This window comes from Chryseobacterium caseinilyticum, assembly GCF_014837145.1.
Taxonomy (GTDB): Bacteria; Bacteroidota; Bacteroidia; order Flavobacteriales; family Weeksellaceae; genus Chryseobacterium; species Chryseobacterium caseinilyticum.
The window spans coordinates 387,685-412,107 of sequence record NZ_JACYFS010000002.1 but is presented as its reverse complement, the minus strand read 5'-3'; the positions used below and the strand labels follow the sequence as shown (position 1 = coordinate 412,107).

22 protein-coding genes are annotated in these 24,423 nt (G+C 36.2%); 5 read left to right on the top strand and 17 right to left on the bottom strand.

Annotated elements, in window-relative coordinates:
- Positions 1-3: 3 nt before the first annotated feature.
- From IC610_RS09910 to IC610_RS09900, 3 genes are all read right to left on the bottom strand, one after another.
- The gene (locus tag IC610_RS09910) at positions 4-813 is read right to left on the bottom strand and encodes a DUF4249 domain-containing protein (protein WP_191736707.1); all 810 of its coding nucleotides are present in this window, start codon (positions 811-813) and stop codon (positions 4-6) included.
- Positions 814-876: 63 nt separating this feature from the next.
- On the bottom strand, positions 877-3,210 hold the full coding sequence (locus IC610_RS09905) for a TonB-dependent receptor (protein WP_191736706.1): 2,334 nt from the start codon (positions 3,208-3,210) through the stop codon (positions 877-879).
- Positions 3,211-3,507: 297 nt separating this feature from the next.
- Positions 3,508-4,161: a CoA transferase subunit B gene (locus tag IC610_RS09900; protein ID WP_191736705.1), complete on the bottom strand. Its 654-nt coding sequence runs from the start codon at positions 4,159-4,161 to the stop codon at positions 3,508-3,510.
- 121 nt (positions 4,162-4,282) lie between these two features.
- Here IC610_RS09900 and IC610_RS09895 point away from each other — a divergent pair, with 121 nt between their 5' ends.
- The 3 genes from IC610_RS09895 to IC610_RS09885 all read left to right on the top strand — a co-directional run bounded on the left by IC610_RS09895 (position 4,283) and on the right by IC610_RS09885 (position 7,783).
- Positions 4,283-6,082: an ABC transporter ATP-binding protein gene (locus IC610_RS09895; RefSeq protein ID WP_191736704.1), complete on the top strand. Its 1,800-nt coding sequence runs from the start codon at positions 4,283-4,285 to the stop codon at positions 6,080-6,082.
- Between the two features lie 285 nt (positions 6,083-6,367).
- Entirely contained in the window at positions 6,368-7,057 is a 690-nt protein-coding gene (locus IC610_RS09890; RefSeq protein ID WP_191736703.1) for a hypothetical protein, read from the top strand.
- 36 nt (positions 7,058-7,093) lie between these two features.
- Complete coding sequence (locus IC610_RS09885; RefSeq protein WP_191736702.1) at positions 7,094-7,783, top strand: hypothetical protein; 690 nt, start codon at positions 7,094-7,096, stop codon at positions 7,781-7,783.
- Positions 7,784-7,918: 135 nt separating this feature from the next.
- Here IC610_RS09885 and IC610_RS09880 read toward each other — a convergent pair whose 3' ends face one another.
- Entirely contained in the window at positions 7,919-8,620 is a 702-nt protein-coding gene (locus tag IC610_RS09880) for a CoA transferase subunit A (protein WP_056077203.1), read from the bottom strand.
- Between the two features lie 409 nt (positions 8,621-9,029).
- Here IC610_RS09880 and IC610_RS09875 point away from each other — a divergent pair, with 409 nt between their 5' ends.
- Positions 9,030-9,200 carry a hypothetical protein gene (locus tag IC610_RS09875; RefSeq protein WP_191736701.1) on the top strand — a complete coding sequence of 57 codons (171 nt, stop codon included), beginning with the start codon at positions 9,030-9,032 and terminating at the stop codon, positions 9,198-9,200.
- Positions 9,201-9,407: 207 nt separating this feature from the next.
- The gene (rplS, locus tag IC610_RS09870) at positions 9,408-9,764 is read left to right on the top strand and encodes a 50S ribosomal protein L19 (RefSeq protein ID WP_191736700.1); all 357 of its coding nucleotides are present in this window, start codon (positions 9,408-9,410) and stop codon (positions 9,762-9,764) included.
- 300 nt (positions 9,765-10,064) lie between these two features.
- Here the strand turns inward: rplS and IC610_RS09865 are convergent, their stop codons facing one another.
- The 13 genes from IC610_RS09865 to IC610_RS09805 form a co-directional block, all read right to left on the bottom strand.
- Entirely contained in the window at positions 10,065-11,060 is a 996-nt protein-coding gene (locus IC610_RS09865; protein WP_191736699.1) for an alpha/beta fold hydrolase, read from the bottom strand.
- A gap of 83 nt (positions 11,061-11,143) precedes the next feature.
- Positions 11,144-12,127, bottom strand: coding sequence for an EamA family transporter (locus tag IC610_RS09860; RefSeq protein WP_191736698.1), 984 nt, complete (start codon positions 12,125-12,127; stop codon positions 11,144-11,146).
- A gap of 102 nt (positions 12,128-12,229) precedes the next feature.
- Positions 12,230-14,857 (bottom strand): T9SS-dependent M36 family metallopeptidase, encoded by a 2,628-nt coding sequence (locus IC610_RS09855; RefSeq protein WP_194698909.1) that lies wholly within the window; start codon positions 14,855-14,857, stop codon positions 12,230-12,232.
- A 200-nt stretch (positions 14,858-15,057) separates the two neighbouring features.
- A complete protein-coding gene (rpsA, locus tag IC610_RS09850) occupies positions 15,058-16,863 on the bottom strand; it encodes a 30S ribosomal protein S1 (protein WP_056077192.1) in 1,806 nt (601 codons plus the stop codon).
- A gap of 481 nt (positions 16,864-17,344) precedes the next feature.
- On the bottom strand, positions 17,345-18,181 hold the full coding sequence (locus IC610_RS09845) for a hypothetical protein (protein WP_191736697.1): 837 nt from the start codon (positions 18,179-18,181) through the stop codon (positions 17,345-17,347).
- A gap of 7 nt (positions 18,182-18,188) precedes the next feature.
- Positions 18,189-19,019 (bottom strand): hypothetical protein, encoded by an 831-nt coding sequence (locus IC610_RS09840; protein ID WP_191736696.1) that lies wholly within the window; start codon positions 19,017-19,019, stop codon positions 18,189-18,191.
- A 10-nt stretch (positions 19,020-19,029) separates the two neighbouring features.
- A complete protein-coding gene (locus IC610_RS09835) occupies positions 19,030-19,839 on the bottom strand; it encodes a hypothetical protein (protein WP_191736695.1) in 810 nt (269 codons plus the stop codon).
- A 151-nt stretch (positions 19,840-19,990) separates the two neighbouring features.
- Positions 19,991-20,713 carry a 23S rRNA pseudouridine(2604) synthase RluF gene (gene rluF, locus IC610_RS09830; protein ID WP_191736694.1) on the bottom strand — a complete coding sequence of 241 codons (723 nt, stop codon included), beginning with the start codon at positions 20,711-20,713 and terminating at the stop codon, positions 19,991-19,993.
- Between the two features lie 4 nt (positions 20,714-20,717).
- Complete coding sequence (locus IC610_RS09825) at positions 20,718-21,278, bottom strand: hypothetical protein (RefSeq protein WP_191736693.1); 561 nt, start codon at positions 21,276-21,278, stop codon at positions 20,718-20,720.
- The gene (gene truB, locus IC610_RS09820; RefSeq protein WP_191736692.1) at positions 21,271-21,972 is read right to left on the bottom strand and encodes a tRNA pseudouridine(55) synthase TruB; all 702 of its coding nucleotides are present in this window, start codon (positions 21,970-21,972) and stop codon (positions 21,271-21,273) included. The genes IC610_RS09825 and truB overlap by 8 nt, the downstream gene beginning before the upstream one ends.
- Before the next feature lie 223 nt (positions 21,973-22,195).
- Positions 22,196-23,014, bottom strand: coding sequence for an undecaprenyl-diphosphate phosphatase (locus IC610_RS09815; RefSeq protein ID WP_191736691.1), 819 nt, complete (start codon positions 23,012-23,014; stop codon positions 22,196-22,198).
- Positions 23,015-23,161: 147 nt separating this feature from the next.
- On the bottom strand, positions 23,162-23,461 hold the full coding sequence (locus tag IC610_RS09810; protein ID WP_191736690.1) for a DUF3098 domain-containing protein: 300 nt from the start codon (positions 23,459-23,461) through the stop codon (positions 23,162-23,164).
- 3 nt (positions 23,462-23,464) lie between these two features.
- Complete coding sequence (locus IC610_RS09805) at positions 23,465-24,361, bottom strand: cell division protein FtsX (RefSeq protein ID WP_191736689.1); 897 nt, start codon at positions 24,359-24,361, stop codon at positions 23,465-23,467.
- Positions 24,362-24,423 lie beyond the last annotated feature (62 nt).

Below are 24,423 nucleotides of genomic sequence, written 5' to 3'. Positions count from 1 at the left end.
ACCTCAATTAATCACAATATTTCTCACCCTCACAGTATGAGCAGAAAAATAGCCCAACGCACCATTGCTGATATTGCTTGGAGGATTCGCCGGAGTAATTCCACCACCGGGACCGCCTACGGAAAGCTGCAGAAGCGCTGAATAAAAAAGATACACACTGTTATCAATGCACTGCATTTCTACATGAATCGTGTCTCCTACAACTACTTTCACATCATCGGGATTATCGCCGTCATCGTTCGGAAGAATGAGTGGTCTTTGATTGGGCAATCCGTTGTTGACATTATCAGAGAACTCTGAAAAGTATTTTTTGGGATTATTATTTACAGTGTAAATAAAAAGATATCGGTTCCCTAAAGCCTGCGGATCCGTGAAAACAGGCAATAATGTATAGCTTGTTTCGCCTCCGACCAAAAAAGAATCCTGCTCAATATTGTCGAAAGGGACTGCCTGAGGCATTGAACTTTGTGCTGTATATTCTTTTCCTTCAGCCTGAATTTTCAGAGTATACGTTCTTCCCGGTTGCCCGACAAAAGCAGATGTCTGATAAGTTCCGTTACCAGTGTACTGAAGAGTTTCAGTCTGTCCGGTATTGTCGCTCAAAACAACCTGTGCGTTTTCAACTGCCGGATATTGATTGGCCTGAGTAAAAGCTACCGACTTTGTAATCTTCACGGTATAAGGACCGGCCTGATCTGTCACATTAGCTTCAATCACGATCTGTCCGCTTTGGTCTTCGAGGTCGAGATCGATTTCTTTTTCGCAGGAAGTGACTAAAAACAGAGTCAATATAATTAAAAATATATTTTTCATAAGGAGTTTATATTTTGGTTAATTAGAACCGTTCTTCTTTTAAAGGTTGAAAAGCGATCTCGATTAAAATTTAAAATTATAAGTGATGTTCGGAACCCATTTAAAAAGTGAAGTCTGCATCGCTCTTGTCGTTCCCGGATTATTCGGATTGTCTTCAAAAGTAATTGTGTAGGCATTTTCTCTTCCGTAAACATTATAAACACCGAACGACCATGAGCCCTTCCAACGTTTATTTGTGATGGGTTCATAGGTTGCGCTCAGATCCATTCTGTGATAAGCGGGCATTCTGTCTGCGTTTCTGCTGCTGTACTGGAAAATGGTTTGCCCGTTCAGTTCATATTTTCCTGTTGGGAAAGTCACTGCATTTCCGGTGCTGTACAGGAACAATCCTGAGAAAGACCATTTCGGATTCAGCTGATATGTGGCTACTACGGAAAGATCGTGGGTTTTGTCCTGTCTTGCATCGTACCATTCGTTATCGTTGATGCCGTTGATCTGTCTTTCGGTTTTGGATAAAGTATAGGAAATCCATCCTGTAAGTTTTCCGCTTTTCTTTTTGGCGATTAATTCCAGTCCATAAGCTCTACCCTTTCCGAATAAAAGTTCGCTTTCTACATCTGCAGCGGTATCGAAAGAGATCTGTGCACCGTTTTTATAGTCGATTTGGTTTTGCATTGATTTATAATAAACCTCAGCATTCAGTTCATAATTATTATTGTTGAAATTACGGCTGTAGCCTGCGCTGATCTGGTCTGCAATTTCAGGTTTTACGGTGTAGCTGCTTCCTATCCACTGGTCGGTAGGGTTTCCGCTTCCACTGTTGCTTAATAAATGTAAATTCTGAGTATTTCTGGAATAACCTCCTTTAACACTGCTCACTTCGTTAATTCTGTAATTCGCTGTAATTCTTGGTTCAAGATTCACATAAGTTTTACCAAATTTTCCTTTTTCTAAATATTCAGAATCGGTTAAAACTCCGTTTTGATAAGTGTTAAAAGTATCTCCACCCAAAACAGAGAAGATTGCCAGTCTCGCTCCGTAGTTAATCGTCAGCTTTTCTGTTGCTTTAAAATCATCATTGATGTACAATGCATTTTCCCATGAGTATCTCGGATTTCTCGGGAAACTGCTTACACTCGTTCCCGAAGCACTGCTAGGAGTAATCGTATGATAAATCGACTGTAAACCAAATTTTACAGAATGCTTATTTCCTGCAAACCATGAAAAATCCTGCTTCAGATTCCAGTCTTCAATTTTAGAATCGAGGCCGAAGGTATTATTGTTGCTGCTCAGGGCAACATTGTAATTGTAATTGCTGTAGATAAATGAGGTATTGGAGAATAATTTACTGCTGATAATGCTGTTCCAGCGCAAAGTCGCCGTTGTATTTCCCCAGTCTGTTGAGAACGTATCACCCAGACCTAAAACATCTCTTCCGAAATATCCCGAAAGGTAAAGTCGGTTGTTGTCGTTGATCTGATAATTAGCTTTTAAATTTAAATCGTAGAAATACAGTTTGCTGTCTTTGAAATCATCGGTTGCCTTTAGAAAAACATCCGCATACGTCCGTCTTCCGGATACGATAAATGAAGATTTTTCTTTCTGAATCGGTCCTTCAACGCTTAATCTGCTGCTGATCAAACCAATTCCTCCGTTGACGTTGTAATCTTTATTGTTTCCGTCTTTCATTTTAACATCCAAAACAGACGAAAGTCTTCCACCATACTGAGCCGGACTGTTTCCTTTGATGATGCTGACGTCTTTCAGAGCATCACTGTTGAATGTACTGAAAAATCCGAGCAAATGCGATGCATTGTAAACCGCTGCCTCATCCAGTAAAATCAAATTCTGATCTGTTGCGCCACCTCTTACGGAAAAACCACTGCTCCCCTCACCGTTGCTTTTAATTCCCGGCAACAGCTGGATGGTTTTCATCACGTCTTTTTCACCAAACAAAACAGGGAGTTTATCAATTTGTTTAATGCTTAAAGTTTCAGTTCCCATTTGGGCAGAACTGAGATTTTTATCTTTTTTAACGGCCGAAATGACCACTTCATCAATCTGTGATGTTTTTTCATTGCCTTCCTGACCTAGCTGAATGTTCAGCTTCAAATCATTCTCAACTGTAATGCTCTGCTGAAAATCTTTAAAGCCCGGATTGGAAACCAGTAAAGTATAAGAACCTTTTGGCAGGGACAGAGAATAAAAACCGTATTCGTTTGCCATGACTGAAATGCTGGGATCTTGAGCTACTTTTACGGAAACTCCGATCAGCAATTCGCCGTTTTTCTGATCTTTTACTGTTCCGCTCACCGAATAATTCTGCTGGGCAAAAACGACTGTACTGAAACAGATTGCAGCTACAGAAGTTGCAATTTTAAAGGATGATGTCTGCATTAAAATGATTTACGATGTAAAGATATTAATTAAAATTCCCAGGAATGGTTTAGCTCCCGTTAAATTGAGTTAAAAAACACAAACTTCCATTTTAAAGGAGCTGTCCAAAATTTAAATCAGGATTTTGACATAAAAAAAATCGAAAATTTCATGCTTGGAATTCTATTAGATATAAAAATAAAAAAATTTTTGCGATTTTTTTAAAAGATTCTAAAAATGAAATCAACTGGTTAAAATTTAGATAAAAAAAGGGCGAAAAAATATTGTTTTCCGCCCTTCTTTAATTTTTATAAATCATTAAAACTGCATTTCAGGAATTTCTCCATCGATAATTAAATCGGCTTCCGTTGATTTGATAATATGTTCTACCGAAACTCCGGGAGCTCTCTCAACTAATTTAAATCCTGCGGGTGTTACATCTAAAACTGCCAATTCGGTTACCACTTTTTTCACACAGTTAATTCCGGTAAGCGGAAGTGTACATTTTTTCAGGATTTTGCTTTCTCCGGCTTTGTTGACGTGCATCATCGCTACAATAATGTTTTCAGCTGAAGCTACGAGATCCATGGCACCACCCATTCCTTTCACCATTTTTCCAGGAATTTTCCAGTTGGCAATGTCGCCGTTTTCTGAAACTTCCATTGCTCCAAGGATGGTTAAATCTACTTTCTGGCTTCTGATCATCCCAAAACTGAACGCAGAATCGAAAAATGAACCACCTTCCAAAATCGTAATCGTCTGTTTTCCGGCATTGATGACGTCTGCATCTTCTTCGCCCTCAAAAGGAAAAGGTCCCATTCCCAAAACACCATTTTCACTCTGAAATTCTACCGAAAGATTGTCGGGAACGTAATTTGCCACCAATGTTGGGATTCCGATTCCTAAGTTTACATAATATCCGTCTTTTACTTCTTTTGAAATTCTTTTTGCAATTTGTTCTTTCGTTAGCATACCATAATCTTATCCCGCCAAATTAGCCATTTTTTCAGAATTATGAAATTTTTTCTTTCTTATCCTATGATAAATTTTGATGCTTAAATTGTCGTAAATTTGTTGGCTTTTAATTTTACTAATGAAAATTCTACTAAATTATTTAAAACCATATAAATGGCTGATCATTGCATCGCTGTTATTAGCCTCAATCAATCAGGTATTTTCACTTTTTGCTCCGGCGATTACCGGAAATATTCTCGATAAACTGGTCAACCAACCAAATCACTTTGATAAGGAAAAATTAATCCCGAGAAACCTGAATGAATATCTGTACGGAACGGATATTTATCACGGTGTTTTCTATTTTTTAGGCCTGTTAATCGGAACCGCGATGATCAGCCGTATCGCAAAAGCATTTCAGGATTACGTGGTAAGTGTGATCATTCAAAAATTTGGGGCTAAAATTTTCACTGACGGTCTACAACATTCTATGAGATTGCCTTTCCAGGAATTTGAAGACCAGAGAAGTGGTGAAACACTTTCTATCTTGACCAAAGTTCGTGAGGATTCTGTGAAGTTTATCAATAACTTCATCAACATATTTTTTGGAATTCTGGTCAGCATTATTTTCGTTTCGATTTATGCGATTCGTTTGCACTGGTCGATTATGCCGGTGTACGTTTTAGGTATTATTTTCATTGCTGTTATTACCAACCTATTAAGCAAAAGAATAAAAACAATTCAGAAAAACATAGTTTCAGAAACTACCAACTTAGCAGGAAGCACTACCGAAAGCCTTAGAAATATTGAAATTGTTAAAAGTTTAGGTTTAACTAATCAGGAAGTTGAGCGTTTAAACAATAACACTTATAAAATTCTGAATTTAGAGCTGAGAAAAGTAAAAAGCATCCGTTCATTGAGCTTTGTACAGGGAACTTTGGTTAATTTTTTACAGCAGGTGATCACTTTCACCTTGTTGTTACTGATTTTTAAAAATATTGTAACTCCCGGACAGTATTTATCGCTTGTATTCTATGGATTCTTTATTTTCGGACCGATGCAGGAAATCGGGAACATTATTATTTCCTACCGTGAAGCCGAAGCGTCACTTCAGAATTTCGACAGAGTGATGAAAAAAGAAGTTGAGCCAAAGCCTTTGCATCCTAAAACAATCGGTGCGATTGAAGATTTGAAATTCGAAAAAGTTTCTTTCCAGCATCAGTCTGCTCATTATAAAGCACTGAATTCCATTTCATTTGATGTGAAAAATGGAGAAACAATTGCTTTCGTCGGACCAAGTGGTTCAGGGAAAAGTACGTTGGTAAAATTGCTTGTCGGTTTGTATAGACCGAAAGAAGGATCTATTTTTTACAATAATGTGGACGGAAAAGAATTTGATTTTGATGAACTGCGAAATCAGATTGGATTTGTAACGCAGGACACTCAGCTTTTTTCAGGAACAATCAGAGAAAATTTATTGTTTGTGAATCCGTCAGCCACTGAGGAAGATTTACAGATTGCTTTGAAAAAATCGAGCTGCAACGGTCTTCTGGAACGTGCCGAAAATGGCATTGAAACTGTTATCGGTGAAGGTGGATTGAAATTAAGTGGTGGTGAAAAACAGAGAATTGCTATTGCCAGAGCTTTGTTAAGAAAACCACATTTGCTTATTTTTGATGAAGCAACTTCGGCCTTAGACAGTATTACGGAAGAGGAAATCACGACCACCATCAAAGAAATTTCAAAGGAAAAAGAACAGATTACGGTTTTGATTGCCCACCGTTTAAGTACGATCATGCATGCAGACAGGATTTTTGTTCTGGAGCGTGGAAATATTATTGAAACCGGTTCTCACCTGCAGTTGATTGAAGAAAAAGGGTTGTATTACGCGATGTGGAGACAGCAGATCGGCGAAAGAAAGACTGCGACGCAGATTTAAACACGGAAGTTTTTGACACATAGGTCATATTAGTTTTAAGTTCAGTTTATTGAGGATATTTTAGAGCACATAAGTTTGAAAATCAAAGATTTTCGGAGCATACCTTTTCAAAATTAATTCAAATTAGATATTTTTCAAAAGAAAAAGATATTTTTTAGCTAAAATTATGGTTATAAAAAGTTCAAATAGAGCTTAGAAAAAAATATTGCCAATTAACTTTTTATTTTCATAACAGAGTGATTTTTTCAGTATTTTTAAATCGTTATAAACCTAAAATTGATTTAAATGAAAAAACTTCTATCTGTTCTTATATTTTTCGTTTCAACCTTAATTTTTGCTCAAGAAGAAAAAGAAAGTAAATGGATTCTTAAGTTAAATCCATCGCAATTGGCTGATGCTTTTTCTTTTCCAACTGTCATGGTTTCAGCGGAGAGAATGATAAATCCGTATTTCAGTATAAGTGCAGAAGCTGGAGTTCAGGTTTATGAAACTTTCAAAATTGATTCTACAATGCTGAATTCTAAAGGTTTTAAAGCTAATATTGAAGGGCGATTTTATTTTTCAAAATTTTTTAACAAGAGAACTACACCCAAGAGGAATCAACAGTTTGTTGCATTACAACTTTTTAGCAGAAAAAACCAAACAACAGATATTCTTCGTTATTATCCAACATCTGACAATCCCAATAATGAAGTATTTACGGATTATTTTGGAGTTAAAAAAAGGGTTTTAGGCGTTAATTTAATTATGGGCAATCAAATTTCAATATTAAGATCCAAAAGATTAATTCTTGAACCTTATTACGGAATAGGCTTTATGAACAGAAAAATTGAAAATACTGCTCTGCAATTTGGCGTAGCCAAACATGAAATACAGTATGGAAATCATGAATTCTTTCGAAACAGAATGCTAGAAAAAGGTTCGGGTAATTTTCTTAATCTTGTAGTAGGCTTTAGAATTGGTTACAAATTGTAAGAATTGAATTTTAAACATAAACTAAAGATCATTTGAATGAAAAAAATTTTATCTGCTCTAATTTTAACGACTTCGATTTTGATTTTTGCTCAGGAATCAAAGGAGAACAAATGGATTTTGAAACTGAACACTACGCAATTGGTGGATGACTTTTCTTTTCCAACTGTTATGTTTTCCGCTGAGAGAATTATAAATCCCTATTTTAGCGTAAGTGCAGAAGCTGGAATTCAGCTCTATGAAACTACTAAAAGTGATTCTACAATTTTAAAACCAAGAGGTTTTAAAACTAATCTTGAGGGAAGGTTTTATATATCAAAATTCTTTCACAAGAGAGTACAGCCTAAAAGAAATGAGCCATTTATAGGATTACAGTTTTTTTACAGAAAAAATCAAAAAACAGATGGCATATATTATTATCCGATAAATGATGACACTTTTGAAAACGGACAGGGAGAAACATTTGGAGTAAAAAAAAGAGCTTTAGGTGTTAACTTAATTTTAGGAAACCAATTTTCTCTTTCAAAATCAGGAAGATTTATCTTAGAGCCTTATGCAGGAATCGGTTATATGAATAGAAAGATTAAAAATACCAATCTCCGATTTGACGAAACAAAATATGAAATTGACAAAGGCTTTTATAATTTCTCTTCGCAAAACAATACTGAAGGAGATTCCGGTGATTTTGTAAATTTTATAATTGGTTTTAGAATTGGATACAGATTGTAATTTTCTGAAATCAAAATACAGATAAAAATTGTTAGTTTATTTCTCCTTCGAAATTAGAAATCACTGTAAATTACTAATAAAAATCCCCCGAAAGTTGATTTCGGGGCATTGTTTTTTAAGAAACTGAATAGAAAGTTAATCTTTTTTTCTAACCGTTCTCTGCTCAATTCTTTTTTCAAATTTTTCGCCCTGGAAAATTCTCTGGATCATAATTCCGGGAATATGAATCTGGTTGGGATCCAATTCGCCAGGCGCCACCAGTTCTTCTACTTCTGCGATGGTGATTTTGCCGGCTCCGGCCATAGGATGGTTGAAATTCCGGGCTGAACCTTTGAAAATTAAATTTCCTGCATGGTCACCTTTCCATGCTTTAACGATGGAATAATCCGCGTCGTAAGCATGCTCTAAAATATGCGGTTTGCCGTTAAAATCTTTTACTTCTTTCCCCTCTGCAACCTCAGTTCCGAAACCTGCGGGTGTATAAAAAGCCGGAATTCCTGCCTGGGCGGCTCTGCATTTTTCTGCTAAAGTTCCCTGTGGAGTCAATTCAACTTCGAGTTCGCCTGATAACATCTGTCTTTCGAATTCCGCGTTTTCGCCAACGTAAGATGAAATCATTTTTTTGATCTGTCTTTTGTGAAGCAATAATCCCAATCCGAAATCGTCTACTCCGGCGTTGTTTGAAATGCAGGTCAAATCTTTTACATTACTCTCTACCAATGCATTAATTGAATTTTCAGGAATTCCGCATAGGCCGAAACCGCCCAGCATTAAGGTCATTCCGTCCTGAATTCCGTCAATGGCTTCCTGCGCATTTTTTACTCTTTTATCGATCATTTTCTGGATTAAATTTTGAGGTCTTAAATTAGTATTTTTATTTGAGATTGAAAATTTATTTGTTCTTTTGTCTTGAAATCGAAGATTCGACGAAGTCAAACAAAAGAACTAAAAATTCAAGACTGGAAACTCCGGCTAAAATTTTAAATTATTTTCTAAAATTTCAAAAACCCGGGCGGAAACAGGAGTTATTCAAAAACCAATATTTTTGCCGCCACTCAAACAGTGGGAATTTCTTAACGAAAATAATGTAAAATTTCTTAACGCCTCCGTTTCCTAAGTCAGTTAAAGTCTTTTGATAAAATTTTTATACGATGAAACCTTAAAAAGCATCTCATTATAGTTTCATTTGGAAATCCATCGAGTTGCTTTTAAAATATGAATATTGAAAAGATAAACCACTTTTCTTTTGCGTGAGGGATGGAAGCGGCATCCTTTTTTTGGTTGGAAGGGAAATGCACTGGCAACCAAAAAAAGATACAGCGGACAGCCCGACCCGAGCGAAGGAATGCAGCGAAGCGGAATGACCGAAGGAGGGGCACGCCATGATGAATGGGGGAGTTGGAGAGTTAGAGGATAAGTAATCGGTAATGGGTAATGTTTGATAATTGATGATTGATGGGTGTTGAGTCTTGGGTGATGGGTGTTTATGTGTGCGATTTTTTTGGAAATATTTTTTGTAAAGTGTTGGTGGACAGAAAAATTTGTTTTATTTTTGCAACCTGTTATTCAACCTCTAGCGATAGTCGTGCAAGTTGGTTAGCTTAAACAATTTTTATTATTAATAATGGATTTATTAAAGTACGTACAAGACCAGTACATTACAAAAAAAGATTTCCCTGAGTTTAGCGCAGGAGACACAATTACAGTGTATTACGAAATTAAGGAAGGTCAGAAAACAAGAACTCAGTTCTTTAAAGGAACTGTAATTCAGTTGAGAGGAACCGGAGCTACAAAAACTTTTACAATCAGAAAAATGTCTGGTGATGTAGGTGTAGAAAGAGTTTTCCCTATCAACATGCCAGCTTTACAGAAGATTGAAGTTGACAGAAGAGGTAAAGTTAGAAGATCAAGAATCTACTACTTCAGAGATCTTAGAGGTAAGAAAGCGAGAATTAAAGACGCTGCTTACAAAAAGAAATAATTCAGACAACAATACATACGAAAAGAGACTGCTATTTTTAGCGGTCTCTTTTTATTTTGGTGTATGTTATTTTTTTTGATAGGATTTTATCCTATCCTCTGTTGCGCCGTCGCTTCGGGACTGAGGAAAATTCTATTAATGATATTTTTCCTTTTAACCACACCGGCAAAAATTTCTTTGAAATTTTCGCCATCCTTCAAAAAGGGAATATTTGTATGGGTCAGCGTTCATGACATTATATTTACATAAAGTCGTTTTCAACCTTTGCAAACTTCCAGCATCCATCATCCGGCTTCCCTCCTACTTTATAAATTCATACAGCGCATTCCAGAATTTATCATAGACTTCGATATGCGGAAGGTGGCCTACATTTTCTAATTCCACGAGTTTTGAACCGGCAATTTGCTGCTGTGTTTTCTTACCCAATTCCTGATATTGCCCCATGGTTGCCTGAATTTCTTTGTGTGCACGGTCTTTTCCAATGGCTGTGCGGTCGCGGGTTCCAATGATCAGTAAAGTTGGGGTTTTGATGTTTTTAAATTCGTAAACGACAGGTTGACTGAAAATAATGTCACTCGTTAAAGCGGCATTCCATGCGACTTGTGGGTAGTCTTTGTGTAAAGTCCAACCTGCAATGAGGTCAAGCCAAGGTTGATATTCCGACTTCCATTTGTTGTCATAGTAGAATTTGAGCTGGTAGTTTTTGTAGGATTCTGCTGTGTTTTTTAATTCCGACTGATAGGCTTCATCAACAGTCTGATATTTTGCCAGGGCTTTATAATCTTCCAACCCAATCGGATTTTCAAGAATTAATTTTTCGACTGTTTCAGGATACATTAAAGTGAATCTCGTAGCAACCATGCCTCCCATTGAATGTCCTAAAACGATGACCTTTTCAATTTTTAAATCCTCTAAAATCGATTTGGTATTACTCGCCAACTGTGCAAATGAGAACTGATAGCTCTGAGGTTTTGAAGATTTTCCGAAACCAATCTGATCAGGAATTATCACCCTGAAACCTTTGTCTGACAAATCTTTTGCCGTTTTTTCCCAGTACGCTCCGTTAAAGTTTTTGCCGTGGAGAAGCATGATTGTTTTTCCGTTGGATTTTTTGGGCTTGACATCCATGTAAGCCATTTTAAGATTTTGCTTTTGAGAATTTAAATCTTTAAAATATACTTCAAAAGGATATTGATAGTTAGAAAGCGTGGCATCTAAAGGTTTTATCTGCGAAAATGCCAGAGTCGATGTGACAGTGAGTGAAATTCCTGTGAGAATATTTTTAAATTTGGTCATGAAAAATTGAATTTAGATATAAATTTAAAAAAACCGCCTCAATTGAAACGGTTTTTGGTGTTATTTATAATTTAATTATGCTTTTAATTAAGCTCTTCTGCAATGAGTTTTTCCTTTTTCGAAGGTAAATTCATTAAAACAATCGCCATTAAAATTAAAAGAATTCCAATCCATTGAATAAGAATTACCTGTTCATTTAATAGAACAAAGGCCATCGTTACAGAGACCGGAAGTTCCAGGGAAGAAATAATACTTCCTAATCCCAAACCTGTATCTGGGAAACCTAAATTAAACAGAATCGGTGGAATAATTGTTCCGAACAAAGCCAGAATGAAGCCATACGTCCAGAAGATAGAATAATCAAACGGTCGGATGTGATGTGTATTTTCGGTGAAATTCAGATAAAAAGATCTTAAATTTTCAGAATACAATGGTCCGATCTGTGCAAAAAACAAGAATGTTAAAACGATCACCGAACCTCCAGTCAGCATAATCATGCTTTTCCTGAGTACCGGTAAATGCGTTGCCAGAGTATTGGATGTAAACATGGTCATTGTAAATGAAGCTGCAGCCAATAATCCCCAAAAGATCCCGTGCCAATCTAATTTTACTTCTAAATTGACGAGATTTGTTGCTAAAACTGTTCCGAGTAAAACAATTACTGTTGCCACAACTTTCTTAGCATTTGGAAATTTTTTAGTGATGAAACTCTCGACAACAACGCTGAACCATACGGACTGCATGAGCAGTACAATAGCTATTGAAACCGCAATATACTGCACCGAAATGTAATAAAATAAGCTGGTACAACCCAAAGATGTTCCGGCCATTAACAGTGTTCTGTATTCTTTTCGGCTGGGAGTTGGTAATTTCTTTTTTGAAGTCGTAGTCTGGATAAAATTCAGGATTAAGAGACCCGCTAATCCCAATGCAAACTGAGCCGTCGTTACTTCTGAGGTGGTGAAACCTTCTTTGTAAGACATTTTTACGAAGGTGGCAAGCATTCCATAAATACTGGCACCGAAACCTACAAACAAAACTCCTTTTAAAATATTTTTCTTCTTCATAACCTTTTTTCAGCGGGCAAAGGTACGATATATTGATTTTGTTTGAACAAAAAAAATTACCTCAGAAATTTCTGAGGTAATTCTATAAAATATTTTTTAATATTATTTTTTAATTAGAAGCTTTGAAGAAGTGTCAATTCCTAAACCTTTTACTTTAACGATATAAGTTCCGTTAATTAAAGATGAAGTATTAATTGCTTTTTTCTCATCTGCAGAAACTTTGTATTCTGAAGCAACCAACTTACCGCTCATATCGAAGATTTCAACATTTACTTTACCCATAGTATTTTTTGGGAAGTTGATGAAGAATTCATTTTTAGCAGGGTTTGGATAGATTGAGATGGCGTTTGCTTTTACATCTTTAACTTCGTCTGTAGATAATACACAATCTGTCGGAACCAAAAAGCTCTGAACCTGGTCGTTAATATTACTTTTAACTCCTGCAGAAGCATTTAAACCTAAACCTCTGGCCCCGAATACATTCCAAATCATACATCTATCTGCACCATTTGTCATAGCAAGTTCCGCAGCTAAAATTGCATCACGTCCTTCTACGAAACTAGGATTACAAGGTTGTATTTTAAGAGCATTCGTAACTAATTGCAAAACTCTTGAACTACCATTCGTTGTATTTGACATTACGTTGGATGCGTAACCATATTTTTCAACATATTTCCAATGAAGATCCCAAAGCATTGTAGCCCATACAAACCCGATTGAATGTACATCTGTCTGAATCTGACCATTTGAATTTGTAAATTCCATACCATTTGTATTTCCATAAGTATAAGCATTAACGCTGAATGATGGTGAATACTTAGCTGGACGAATACCGGAACCACTTGTAGCCTGTGCAGATACATACGTACCAATACCTCTTGCAACAGAAGCATTATCATTCGGTTGATTGGTAAGCATTAAGGCAAAAAAGTCTGACCAACCCTCACCCATCTGTTCTTTACTTTGAGAAGACTGTAAACAAGAATATCCATTTCCAGTTAGCCTGGTCGAAATCCCATGACCGTATTCATGAATCATTACTCCATTATCAAAACTACCGTCTTGTTTAGTGCTATAACTCATTGATACGTTAACAGGGATATTGTTAGCAAGCTGACTTTTAATATATTCTCCTTCTGCATTATCCATCAACTCAGACATTATGTATACATTTGGATTTGTTCCTCCCATGTTACCAGGCGCTGTAGAACTTGGTGCATTATAAATAAGTGCTCCTGTTGCACCAGCATTTTGCATATTTTCAACTTTGACATTAAAATCACAAGTTCCACGCTCTGCAAGCCCAATAAAACCAGTTAATGATCCACTAGGCAGAGCCGTACAAGCATCCAAAACTGGTGAAAGTTTCACATTACCTGTTACAGGAACTCCAGTAATCTGGGGACCAAACTGTGCAATAAATGATGCTGGAGTTCTAGTAATTGCCGATGCCGGAGTATTATAAAATAATTTTTGTGCATTATTCACCCAGACATACATCTGCATTCTTCCACTACCACCATCCTGCGGAGTTGCAAAATTGGCATTATTATAATTAGAAACAGTTGCTGTTACTTCTGTAGCTGCACCGTCTTGTGCTTCTGCATTTACAAAGTCGTTTCCTACCCCACCTAAAGAAAAATTATTCTTTTGAAAATTTCTAAATGCTGGAGTAAATCCGAAATTATAAAAAATATCGTGTACCATATTATTTGCATAAAATAAATTGGTAATAGCTGCATCCTGATTAGTTAATGCTAATGCCCCCGAAGTATATGGAAAATTAAAATTTCTACTGGCACCTCCTTCTGCAGCAACACCTGAGAAAAAATCAAAATCATAAAGATCTTGATAAGCGTTAACATTATTACCCTGTGTTGAAGTATAATGTGTTGTTCCGTCAGAGTGCCATCCTTCAGGAGATGCTGCTAAATTCCAAGGATTCGTGACAATTGATCTTGAACCATAAGTAGGAGCTTCCACAGGAAATGGAAATACATTGTACGAAGCAGGATCTGGTGCTAATAAAATACTTGAAGAAGGATTTGACTCCGGATAAAAATCTTTGGTTAATGGCAAGATATTAGCGTGGTCCTCATGAGAATGCCCATATGGATGATCTACAAAATCACAACTAACATTTAAGTTGTTTTTTACCACAATTTCACCTGTGTTTGCATTCACTAAAATATTCCAGTAATTTGGAGTTTTACGTTCTGGAAATGTAAACTCATAGCATAACACTAAATCCTGATTGTTCTTAGCATACACCAATTGATACTTTGCAAATTCTTTATCAATATCCTTATGTCTGAAATCAAGAATTTGTACTTTACTTAAATCTTCGAATGCAATACCTTGTGCAGCAAAGCCTAACGCCGATTCTTTAGTGATGGAGGGCGTATTTGAAGTAACATTATGATAATCTTTTTCAAAATTATCATTATACAAAATAACACGATTGTTCTTTATCAAAACTGAACCCGTAGCTCCATACACAGGAATGCCTTGATATGTTTGCTGTATTTTAACAACATCAGCATTCATACTCTCAGAATGCTCGTTAACATCAATTACGAAGTTCGTAAGATCAGCTTTTTTGTAATCACGAATTTTATTCTGTGAAATATAATTACTTACAAGCTGTTTATGATCCTGTCCGTATACTGTAGATACTGAACTTAATGATAATGCAACAGCAAATAAAAGAGGTAGAGTTAGCTTTTTCATATTGATTCTTAAAGCGCCAAATTTACAAATAATAATCAATTTATTGTTATTATTAATTAATATTTAATACTTTTTTTTCAACACTTATTATTAAGTAATTAATTCGTGTATAAATGGTTAAGTTTATATTAATTTAAAAATTCTGCACAAAAAAACCACCCAAAAAATGGGTGGTAAATTTATAAGAATGAGATCAGAGATTATTTACCTCCTTCCATTTTCTTTTTCAATTCAGCCAATACATCAATATCACCTAAAGTAGATCTTTCTTCAATGTTTGAAGAAGACATGTTATTATTGTTGTTTGATCTGTTGTTTGATGCTTCTCTTGCATTCTTTTTCTCTTCGTCTCTGAAGATTCCTGTGTGAGAAACAACTACTCTCTTGAATTCTTTGTTGAATTCGATTACTTTGAACTCAGCAGTTTCACCTTTCTTGATTTTAGATCCGTCTTCCTTCTCTAATAATCTTGATGGGCAGAATGCTTCTACTTCAGCATCTTCGAATTGTACAGAAGCACCTTTATCATGAACTTCTACAGCAGATCCTGTGTGTACAGTTCCTTCAGCATATTTAGTTTCAAATTTATCCCATGGGTTTTCTGTCAGTTGCTTGTGACCTAGAGATAATCTTCTAGCCTGGATGTCTAATTCAAGAACCACAACATTCAATTTATCACCTACTGCACAGAATTCTGATGGATGCTTGATTTTCTTAGTCCAAGAAAGGTCTGAGATATAAATTAATCCGTCGATACCTTCTTCAAGTTCTACGAATACACCGAAGTTTGTAAAGTTTCTTACAGTTCCAACGTGCTCAGAACCTACAGGATATTTAGCTTCGATATTCTCCCAAGGATCTTTAGATAACTGTTTCATACCTAAAGAGATTTTTCTGTCTTCTCTGTCTAAAGTAAGTACCTCAGCTTCCACTTCGTCACCTACTTTTACGAAATCTCCTGCGCTTCTCAAGTGAGTAGACCAAGACATTTCAGAAACGTGAATTAATCCTTCTACACCTGGAGCGATTTCAACGAATGCACCATAGTCAGCAAGAACAACTACTTTTCCTTTTACTTTATCACCAACTTTCATATCAGCAGAAAGAGCATCCCAAGGATGAGCCTCTAATTGCTTCATACCTAATTGGATTCTAGTTTTCTCATCATCAAAATCAAGGATAACCACTTTCACAGTCTGTCCGTCTTCTAAGATTTCAGATGGATGGTTCACTCTAGACCAAGAAAGGTCTGTAATGTGGATCAATCCGTCTACACCACCAAGATCTACGAATACACCGTAAGAAGTAATATTCTTAACAGTACCTTCAAGAACCTGACCTTTTTCAAGCTGCGCGATGATTTCTTTTTTCTGACCTTCGATATCTGCTTCGATCAATGCTTTGTGAGATACTACTACGTTTTTGAACTCAGGGTTGATTTTCACAACTTTGAACTCCATAGTTTTACCTACGAACTGATCGTAATCTTTAATTGGCTTAACGTCGATTTGAGAACCTGGTAAGAATGCTTCGATACCGTGTACGTCAACGATCATACCTCCTTTAGTTCTTGATTTTACAAAACCGTTTACGATTTCTCCGGTTTCGTGAAGCTCATTTACTCTATCCCAAGCTTTAAGCGTTCTTGCTTTTTTGTGAGATAACTGTAACTGACCTGTTTTGTCTTCTCTTCTGTCTACCATTACTTCAACCTCGTCACCTACACTTAGGCCTGGGTTGTAACGGAATTCGTTAAGAGAAATAACACCTTCAGATTTGAAATCGATGTCTACGATAGCTTCTTTGTCTGTCAATCTTACAACTTTACCTACGATTACATCGTTGTCGTTTAAGCTGCTAAGAGATCCGTTGTAGATTTCTTCAAGATCGCTTTTTTCTTTTCTCGCATCTGCATCAAGACCAGATTCAAAAGAATCCCAGTCAAATTGTTCCGGTGCTACGTTTTGGTTAAGAATAACCTCTGCTGAATTTGTCTCTTTTGACATTTTCTAATAAAATTTGTATTCCTTCTTTTTTAATGGTCTGAATAAATGTGGTTTTAAAAAATACGGAAGTAATTAGTTTATAATAATTTACCTTTTCAGACCTGTCCACAAAAAGTGACTGCAAAAATACAAAAAAAATCAATCACTTCATTAATCCTGCTAAACATTTTTAAATTCACCTTGGTGATGTTCTAAAATTTAATTTCATTTCAGTTCCATCATGACAAATATGAAAGTTTTTGAAAATTATGTTTTATGTCTAATGATTTTTGATTTGCGTAATTCCTGACTATCAGTTAACCGACAATTACTTCTGAAATATTTTAAATTTAATGTATAGAGACTCATTTTGTTTTAGAAAGCTGGATTTAAATTTAAATCAACAGGATTTAATTTCAAAATATTTTAAACATCAAAAATAAAAATGAAACTACCAAAAGGCAGTTCCATTCGAAGTAATAGTGAAAAAAAAAAAAAAAGATTAATTTATAGATTCCACAATTGTGGTACTAAGGGAGATTTTAGACATAAAATTACTCATATTATCACATGGCGGGTTTCCTGAACTGGAGTTCTGCGCTACCCCACCATATATAATTTTTTGGGAAGGAGATGAAGAAGATGAAGCTATATTTCTTGCTCTCACACTGATTGTATGGTTTCCGATAGGCAAATTATTGACTACACCATTGAGAACAAATTTATGCCAAGAGCAGGTAAAATTCTCGTTATGTTTATGGTATTTTCTTACAACTGCCAGTTTGTCATCTACAAAAATTCCAATTGCATATTCGAAATAACTGTTCGCAGCTTTGTCTAACTGAGCCATCCCTTCCACTGTAAATGCAAATGAATTGGTACTTCTTGTAAATGTCTTACTATCTTCAATCAGCAGCGGAATCCAGCTTGATGAAACAGTTTCACCAATATTAAAATTCCCTGGTGAATAACCTGTTATAGCAATATTTCCCGGAGATGAGATTGAACTTAAATTTACCAGATCAAGTTTAGAACTTATCTGATCTTTTGTGAGAAGAGCATTCCACTTTCCGGCATCAAAATAAGCGGTTGTCTGCGGTAAACTAGCCGTTGAATTGGTATTGAATACAACTGTTCCATTTTGAGGTGAGGGAACCGTTGTTACATCAAGGTTTGAACTCAGTGGAATCCTTGGATAAAGAACACCCTTTGTATCAGAATCCAACTTCAGAATAGCACTGTTATCAACAACTGGAACAGATTTATCTGTCATTACAACCTGAGAAAAAAACATTACAGGCATTGCTGACATTATTATGGTAGATATAAGTTTTTTCATGACGTTTTTAATAAGGTAGAGGTTGGTTAATTACAACTATAGCACTAATCTGTGCTTCACCATTCGTTAGATTTTCGCATCCGTCGGCTTTTTTGCCATAATTTGTAGACTGCGTTCCTACATTTCCTGTACGGTTGGCGACACCAAGGGTAATTTTATGAATTCCTACAGTCAGATCATCAAGTACTCCTGTGATTGTAAATTCCTGAAAAGGACATTTTAAATCACCATTAAGCGAAACTGCTTTTGAAGTAACAAGTTTATTATCCACAAAAATGCCCAGACCGTAATTTACATTTGCACCCGCTGATTGTGTATCTACCTGTACCATTCCGGTAAAAGTAATCACAGTACTGTTCTCAGGACGGTCAATTAGAATATCAAAATCATTGGTTTCAGGAACTTTTACCCAAGGCGAAACCAGCGCAGTGTTGTTAGAGTACGGTGATTCTCCGGGATACGTCGATATAGACGCTCCACCAGGATAGATTTTTGAATAATATTTTGTAATTCCAAGCAGAAGATTGATGTTTGCAGAATTAAAAAAGAATATCCATTTGCTTCCGTCCCAGTAATACAGTCCTTTTCCGCCTGGAAATAGCGCATTCGTATTATACACCAATAGTGAAGTGGTGGGAGCAGTTGCCATAAAGCTGGCATCTGAAACATTATTTTGATTTAATGCAATCTGTGGAAGCATGATACCTTTGTTGGAAGCAACCAAATCCAGAATAGCAGACGCATTTGGTGATTCTGTACCAATTCCTACAGAACCGGTTTGTGCGTAGTGATTAATTCCCAGAATAATCAACAGGAATCTTATAAAATGTGTTTTCATCTTTTGTGATTTATGATTTTTCAGTGAGTTTAATGTACATATTGATTCTGGTCATGTCATCATTTAGAGATGTCACTCCTACGGGACCGCCAAATTTCCATTGTGATGCAGACGAAAAATCATTTACCCTTATGGTCACATACGTTTTAACAGTATGATTTCCCACACTTAAATTCTTTAAAACTGAATTGATAGAAAAATAATCATACTGATTTACAGTAGAATATCTTGTAGAATAATTTCTCACTCCGGCAAGCTTTCCGTCTACGAAAATTCCGACGGCGTAAGTAAAAGTATTGGATGAGCTGGTGACATTATTGTTGGCCTGCACCATACCTTCAGTGATGACCACGACACTGTTGTTGGCCTGTGTAACTGTAATATCTTTAGATAAACCCTGCACCTCAGACCATATTGTTCCGGGCAAAGAATCCTGACTATAATTGACAGGGCCCATTGGTGTGTTGACAGTTAAGGGAGCCGAATTGGAGGTACTGTAGGAAACTGTGATTCCCAGCACAGAATATACATTACGGGAATCTACAAGCTCATTCCACTTTGCACCATCCCAGAAATTGAAACCCTGTTTTCCGGTAGCTTTGTTATAAGCTAAAAGACCTAAAGCAGGACTGATGACTGGTGACGCGAGTGAAAGATTTGGAATATTCAGATTTGGGAGCAAAACACCTTTGTTTGGTGAATGTACTTTCAGCAAAAGATTATCTTCTACCGACGTTGTTCCTATTCCCACCTGAGAGAATAGCTTCTGACTGGGCACAACAAAACAACCCAGCACTACAAAGTAGAGCATTTTTTTCATCTTGGTATTTTTTTAAGTGTGTTTGATTTGTTGTGTGTACAAATATACTCACTTAATACATAACAAGATGTATTTTATAGAAAATTTCTATGAAAAACTATGAAAATATGGTACTTAATTTAATTGAAAAGTGATAAAATGTGCAAAATTTTCACTCGTGTGTTTTAGCGGATTCTCTGATTAATTCATTGAGCTGCAGCAATTCTTTATCAGTAAAATCTCTCCACTTACCTACCGGAATATCAAGGGAAATATTCATAATTCTAATGCGTTTCAGTTTTTTCACTTCATATCCAAGGTATTCACACATTCTTCTGATCTGTCTGTTTAAGCCTTGTGTAAGAATAATTCTGAAATGCATCTCGTCGATTTTCTCCACCTCACATTTCTTCGTTACCGTATCTAAAATCGGAACCCCATTTCTCATTTTATCTAAGAACCTTGGATTAATGGGTTTATCAACTCTCACAATATATTCTTTTTCGTGATTGTTTTTTGATCGGAGAATTTTGTTGACGATGTCACCGTCACTGGTGAGAAAAATAAGACCTTCACTGGCTTTATCTAATCTCCCAATCGGGAAAATTCTTTTCGGATAATTTATAAAATCAATAATATTGTTTTTTTCACGCTTAGAATCTGTGGTACATACAATTCCGCGTGGTTTGTTGAATGCGAGATAAACAGGTTTCTCTTCTGTTTCACGGATGGTTTTTCCATCAACTTCAATAAGATCTTCATCTGAAACTTTGGTTCCCAGCTCCGGAATCTGACCGTTGATTTTTATTCTTCCTTCTTCCAAAAGTTTGTCTGCAGCTCTTCTTGAGCAATAGCCAACTTCTGAAAGGTACTTATTGATGCGTGTTTTTTCCATTGCTTTAAAGGTTTTTATTTGAGAAGATTGCAATTCCATAGGCAAAACCTACAAAAAATGTACTGTTTCCATCAAAATTCTGCACTTCCAGATTGATCTGAAATTTGTTTCCAAGATTTTTATTGATTGGTTCGAAGAATCCGACAGATAATCCATATAGTTTAGCATTTTCAGAGGCTGTTTTGTTAATTTGAGTACCAAAATGTGCGGAAATAAAGGTAAATTCTTCATCTTTTGGATTACTGACAATAAAAAACGGTTGAACCGTCCAGTAAATAACATGAAAATTAGGATCAACGTAGCTATATCTCACACCTGTTCCTAATGCAAACCAATTCAGTGGCTGATATCCCACCTGTGCTACAAAACCATAATTAAACTTTCCAGGATCCAGGTGTTGCCTTTCATACTCATTTGTTGCCTGATTTTCTTTAATCATTGCAGCGACATCAAAACCGACATTTGCTTCCACAACTCCGAACAATCCCAACTTATTTGATTTTTCCTGAGAAAATGTTTTCAGCGATATAATAACACAGAAAATTGAGCATAAATATTTATTCATTCGCCTCAAATCTGTATTCGTTATTCAAAAATTCTGTGGTTGCATCTTCTACTTTATAATCGCCGATTTTAGTTCTTCTCAGCTGCGTTAGATACGCTCCCACTCCTAATTCCTGACCGATATCGTGGGCTAAACTTCTGATATAAGTTCCTTTTGAGCATCCTACAATAAAACTGATAAGCGGAAAATTAATTTCGACATCTTTAATGTAATGAATTGTTGTTTTTCTGGATTTCATCTCTACTTCCGTTCCGGCTCTTGCGAGATTGTAAGCTCTTGCTCCATCGATTTTAATTGCCGAAAAAACAGGTGGTTTCTGATCAATTTCTCCTAAAAATTTTTCTAATGCTTTATTTACCTGTTCTTCGGTAACGTCAGAAAAATCCTGATGAAGAATTTCCGGTTTTTCGGTGTCGTATGATTCGGTCTGGACACCGATTTTAATTTCTGTCCAGTATTCTTTTGGTGCATCCTGAATTTCAGGGATTTTTTTGGTGAATTTTCCTGTACAGACAATCAACAGTCCTGTTGCTCTTGGATCTAAAGTTCCGGCATGACCGATTTTGAATTTTTTTGGAAGATCAAATTCGCGTTTGAGTTTGTATTTCATTTTATTGACGGCCTGAAAGGAAGTCCAGTCCAAAGGTTTGTCAAGTAGAAATACGTGTCCGGATTGTAGTTGTTCGGCGGTCATTTTTTATGAGTAATGAGTGATGAATAATGGGCAATTAATTTAGGTCATGTAATAAAATACAAAATTACTACAATATTTTTAACGGTGAATCCCGCGCAGCCCGACTTGAACGGAGCTCTTTTTGTGAGGAGGTACGACGAGCAAAAAAGCGGGAGTGGAAGGCGGAATAGCTGCCCAAATTATTAAGAGTAATGGGTAATGAATAATAAGTAATTGAAAAATATTATTTGAACCAGTAAAAATAAATCAGCAACGCAACTCCAACAAAAATACGGTACCAACCCCAAGGTTTGAATCCGTACTTGTTTAAAACTCCGATAAATGCTTTGATGGCGATCAATGCAGTGATGAATGCCACGATATTTCCGATGATGAAAATGGTAATGTGATCCTGAGATTCTAAAATCATTTCATAACCTTTCGCAGCTGTTGGTGTTCCTTTACCCCATGTTTTTACAAAAACTGAATATACAGTTACCGCCAACATAGTCGGCACTGCCAGAAAGAATGAAAATTCTGCTGCCGCTTTTCGCGATAAACCCTGCGTCATCCCTCCGATGATGGAAGCGGCACTTCGGCTCGTCCCGGGCATCATCGCAAGACACTGCCAAAAACCGATGGTGACTGCTTTTTTGATTGAAATTTCTTTTTCGTCGTGAATGACGGGGTTTTTAAACCACTGGTCTGCAAAAAGCAAAACAATACCGCCTAAAACCAATACGGCTGAGATGGCAATCTGATTTCCCAGCACCGACTCTATTATATCATCAAAAATATATCCTAAGACCAAAGCGGGAATTACTGCAAATGCAAGTTTGTAATACAACTGAAGATTTTTAAGATCAAAAAACTTTCTCCAATAGGCCACGACTACCGATAAAATAGCTCCAAACTGAATAGAAACCTGAAACATTTTTAAAAATTCTGATTCTTCCATACCCATCAAACTGGCAGTAAATCCCATGTGTGCGGTGGAAGATATGGGTAGATATTCTGTAAGTCCTTCGATGATGGCAATGATGATTGCTTTAAATAAATCCATGTTTTTTTGAGTAATGGGTAATTGGTAATGAGTAATTCTGTGGTTTTTGTCCGCACTTTAATATTATACAAAAAGTCAATTGCTAAGCAACCGACTTTCAGTTTATTTGAGCCAATTTACCTGACTCTTTATACGTTTATTGATTGTCTAATTTTTTCTTTTGAGGATTGCATAGACTTCTATTGCAAAACCTATCACAATAAACAGTGGTGCGATTCTGATTCTTCGGATGGAAAATATTTCGTCATTCCATGCATTCGGATCAAATTTACCATCTACTGTGTTGGCGTCTGCCCCCATCATCAGGAGAAATCCAACGACGATGAAAGCAAGCCCGATGAGCATCCATTTGTAATTTTCTTTACCGAAATAAAAGGTGTTTTCCTCGGCTGTCTTGTTTTCTTTTCCAAAATCGGAAGCTGAAAACTTTGTTGTTTTTTTGCTCATTATTTATGAATAATATAAGTCGTCTACGTTTGATTTTAAGAATCTCCATGTTGCAATGACCGTACTGATGATGGAAATAAATATTCCAACAAATAAAACACCCAGTGCAAGCCAAAAATACTCAGTTGTGTCCTGTACAAATGGCATTTCGATCATTCTTGTGAAAAAATACCATATTCCTGATACTGCCAAAAGACCTATTGCCGCACCGATCAAGCCCAGAATAATGGATTCTTTTATAAAAGGTATCAAGATAAATCTCCTTTTCGCACCTACAAGCTGCATGGTTTTGATAATAAATCTTCTTGAGAAAATCTTAAGCCTGATGGAGTTGTTGATCAATACAATTGCTAAAATCAGAAATATCAGAGAAAAGCCTAGAATCCATTTTAAAACTTTATTCAAACCGGTATATACCTTCTGAGCATCTGTATCATTATTAACATCTACAATTCCAGGCACAGTTCTTAATTGTTTCAAAACCTCATTTATTTTTAAAGAATCTGTAAACTCAGGCTTTATAGTCACCTCTACAGATGCCGGAAAAATATTCTCTTCAAATATACCGCTGGTATTAACGCCCATGCTTTTTCGTGCCTCTTCCACCGCTCTGTCACGGGAAATATAGACCGCCTTTTTCACAGCAGCTATAGTTTCAATCTTTTTTAAAGCTTCCTGTTCGTTCTTTGCAATTTTCAATGAATCTTTTGGATCGTAGTTCTGATCAAAAAAAGCATTTACTACTAACTGCTCTTTTAAATAGTCTGAATACTTCTTTGCATTGATTACAATTAATCCCATTAAGCCCAACAAAAAAAGAACTAATGCAATACTTACGACCACGGTAATATTACTCGATCTAAGCCTGTTTTTATTAAAATCGTCTGCCGTCCTTGCCATTAATAATAAAATTTTTGGCTAAAATAGAAAAATTCTACCGAAATTTGACCCGAAAAACATAT

Excerpts from the sequence above, each read along its gene's own strand:
- truB (WP_191736692.1), bottom strand. The coding sequence starts at position 21,972 with ATGACCGCCGAACAACTACAATCCGGACACGTATTTCTACTTGACAAA.
- IC610_RS09855 (WP_194698909.1), bottom strand. The coding sequence starts at position 14,857 with ATGAAAAAGCTAACTCTACCTCTTTTATTTGCTGTTGCATTATCATTA.
- IC610_RS09865 (WP_191736699.1), bottom strand. The coding sequence starts at position 11,060 with ATGACCAAATTTAAAAATATTCTCACAGGAATTTCACTCACTGTCACA.
- rpsA (WP_056077192.1), bottom strand. The coding sequence starts at position 16,863 with ATGTCAAAAGAGACAAATTCAGCAGAGGTTATTCTTAACCAAAACGTA.
- rplS (WP_191736700.1), top strand. The coding sequence starts at position 9,408 with ATGGATTTATTAAAGTACGTACAAGACCAGTACATTACAAAAAAAGAT.
- IC610_RS09805 (WP_191736689.1), bottom strand. The coding sequence starts at position 24,361 with ATGGCAAGGACGGCAGACGATTTTAATAAAAACAGGCTTAGATCGAGT.
- IC610_RS09885 (WP_191736702.1), top strand. The coding sequence starts at position 7,094 with ATGAAAAAAATTTTATCTGCTCTAATTTTAACGACTTCGATTTTGATT.
- IC610_RS09860 (WP_191736698.1), bottom strand. The coding sequence starts at position 12,127 with ATGAAGAAGAAAAATATTTTAAAAGGAGTTTTGTTTGTAGGTTTCGGT.
- IC610_RS09845 (WP_191736697.1), bottom strand. The coding sequence starts at position 18,181 with ATGAAAAAACTTATATCTACCATAATAATGTCAGCAATGCCTGTAATG.
- IC610_RS09840 (WP_191736696.1), bottom strand. The coding sequence starts at position 19,019 with ATGAAAACACATTTTATAAGATTCCTGTTGATTATTCTGGGAATTAAT.
- rluF (WP_191736694.1), bottom strand. The coding sequence starts at position 20,713 with ATGGAAAAAACACGCATCAATAAGTACCTTTCAGAAGTTGGCTATTGC.
- IC610_RS09905 (WP_191736706.1), bottom strand. The coding sequence starts at position 3,210 with ATGCAGACATCATCCTTTAAAATTGCAACTTCTGTAGCTGCAATCTGT.
- IC610_RS09825 (WP_191736693.1), bottom strand. The coding sequence starts at position 21,278 with ATGAATAAATATTTATGCTCAATTTTCTGTGTTATTATATCGCTGAAA.
- IC610_RS09895 (WP_191736704.1), top strand. The coding sequence starts at position 4,283 with ATGAAAATTCTACTAAATTATTTAAAACCATATAAATGGCTGATCATT.
- IC610_RS09890 (WP_191736703.1), top strand. The coding sequence starts at position 6,368 with ATGAAAAAACTTCTATCTGTTCTTATATTTTTCGTTTCAACCTTAATT.
- IC610_RS09880 (WP_056077203.1), bottom strand. The coding sequence starts at position 8,620 with ATGATCGATAAAAGAGTAAAAAATGCGCAGGAAGCCATTGACGGAATT.
- IC610_RS09900 (WP_191736705.1), bottom strand. The coding sequence starts at position 4,161 with ATGCTAACGAAAGAACAAATTGCAAAAAGAATTTCAAAAGAAGTAAAA.
- IC610_RS09910 (WP_191736707.1), bottom strand. The coding sequence starts at position 813 with ATGAAAAATATATTTTTAATTATATTGACTCTGTTTTTAGTCACTTCC.
- IC610_RS09835 (WP_191736695.1), bottom strand. The coding sequence starts at position 19,839 with ATGAAAAAAATGCTCTACTTTGTAGTGCTGGGTTGTTTTGTTGTGCCC.
- IC610_RS09810 (WP_191736690.1), bottom strand. The coding sequence starts at position 23,461 with ATGAGCAAAAAAACAACAAAGTTTTCAGCTTCCGATTTTGGAAAAGAA.
- IC610_RS09815 (WP_191736691.1), bottom strand. The coding sequence starts at position 23,014 with ATGGATTTATTTAAAGCAATCATCATTGCCATCATCGAAGGACTTACA.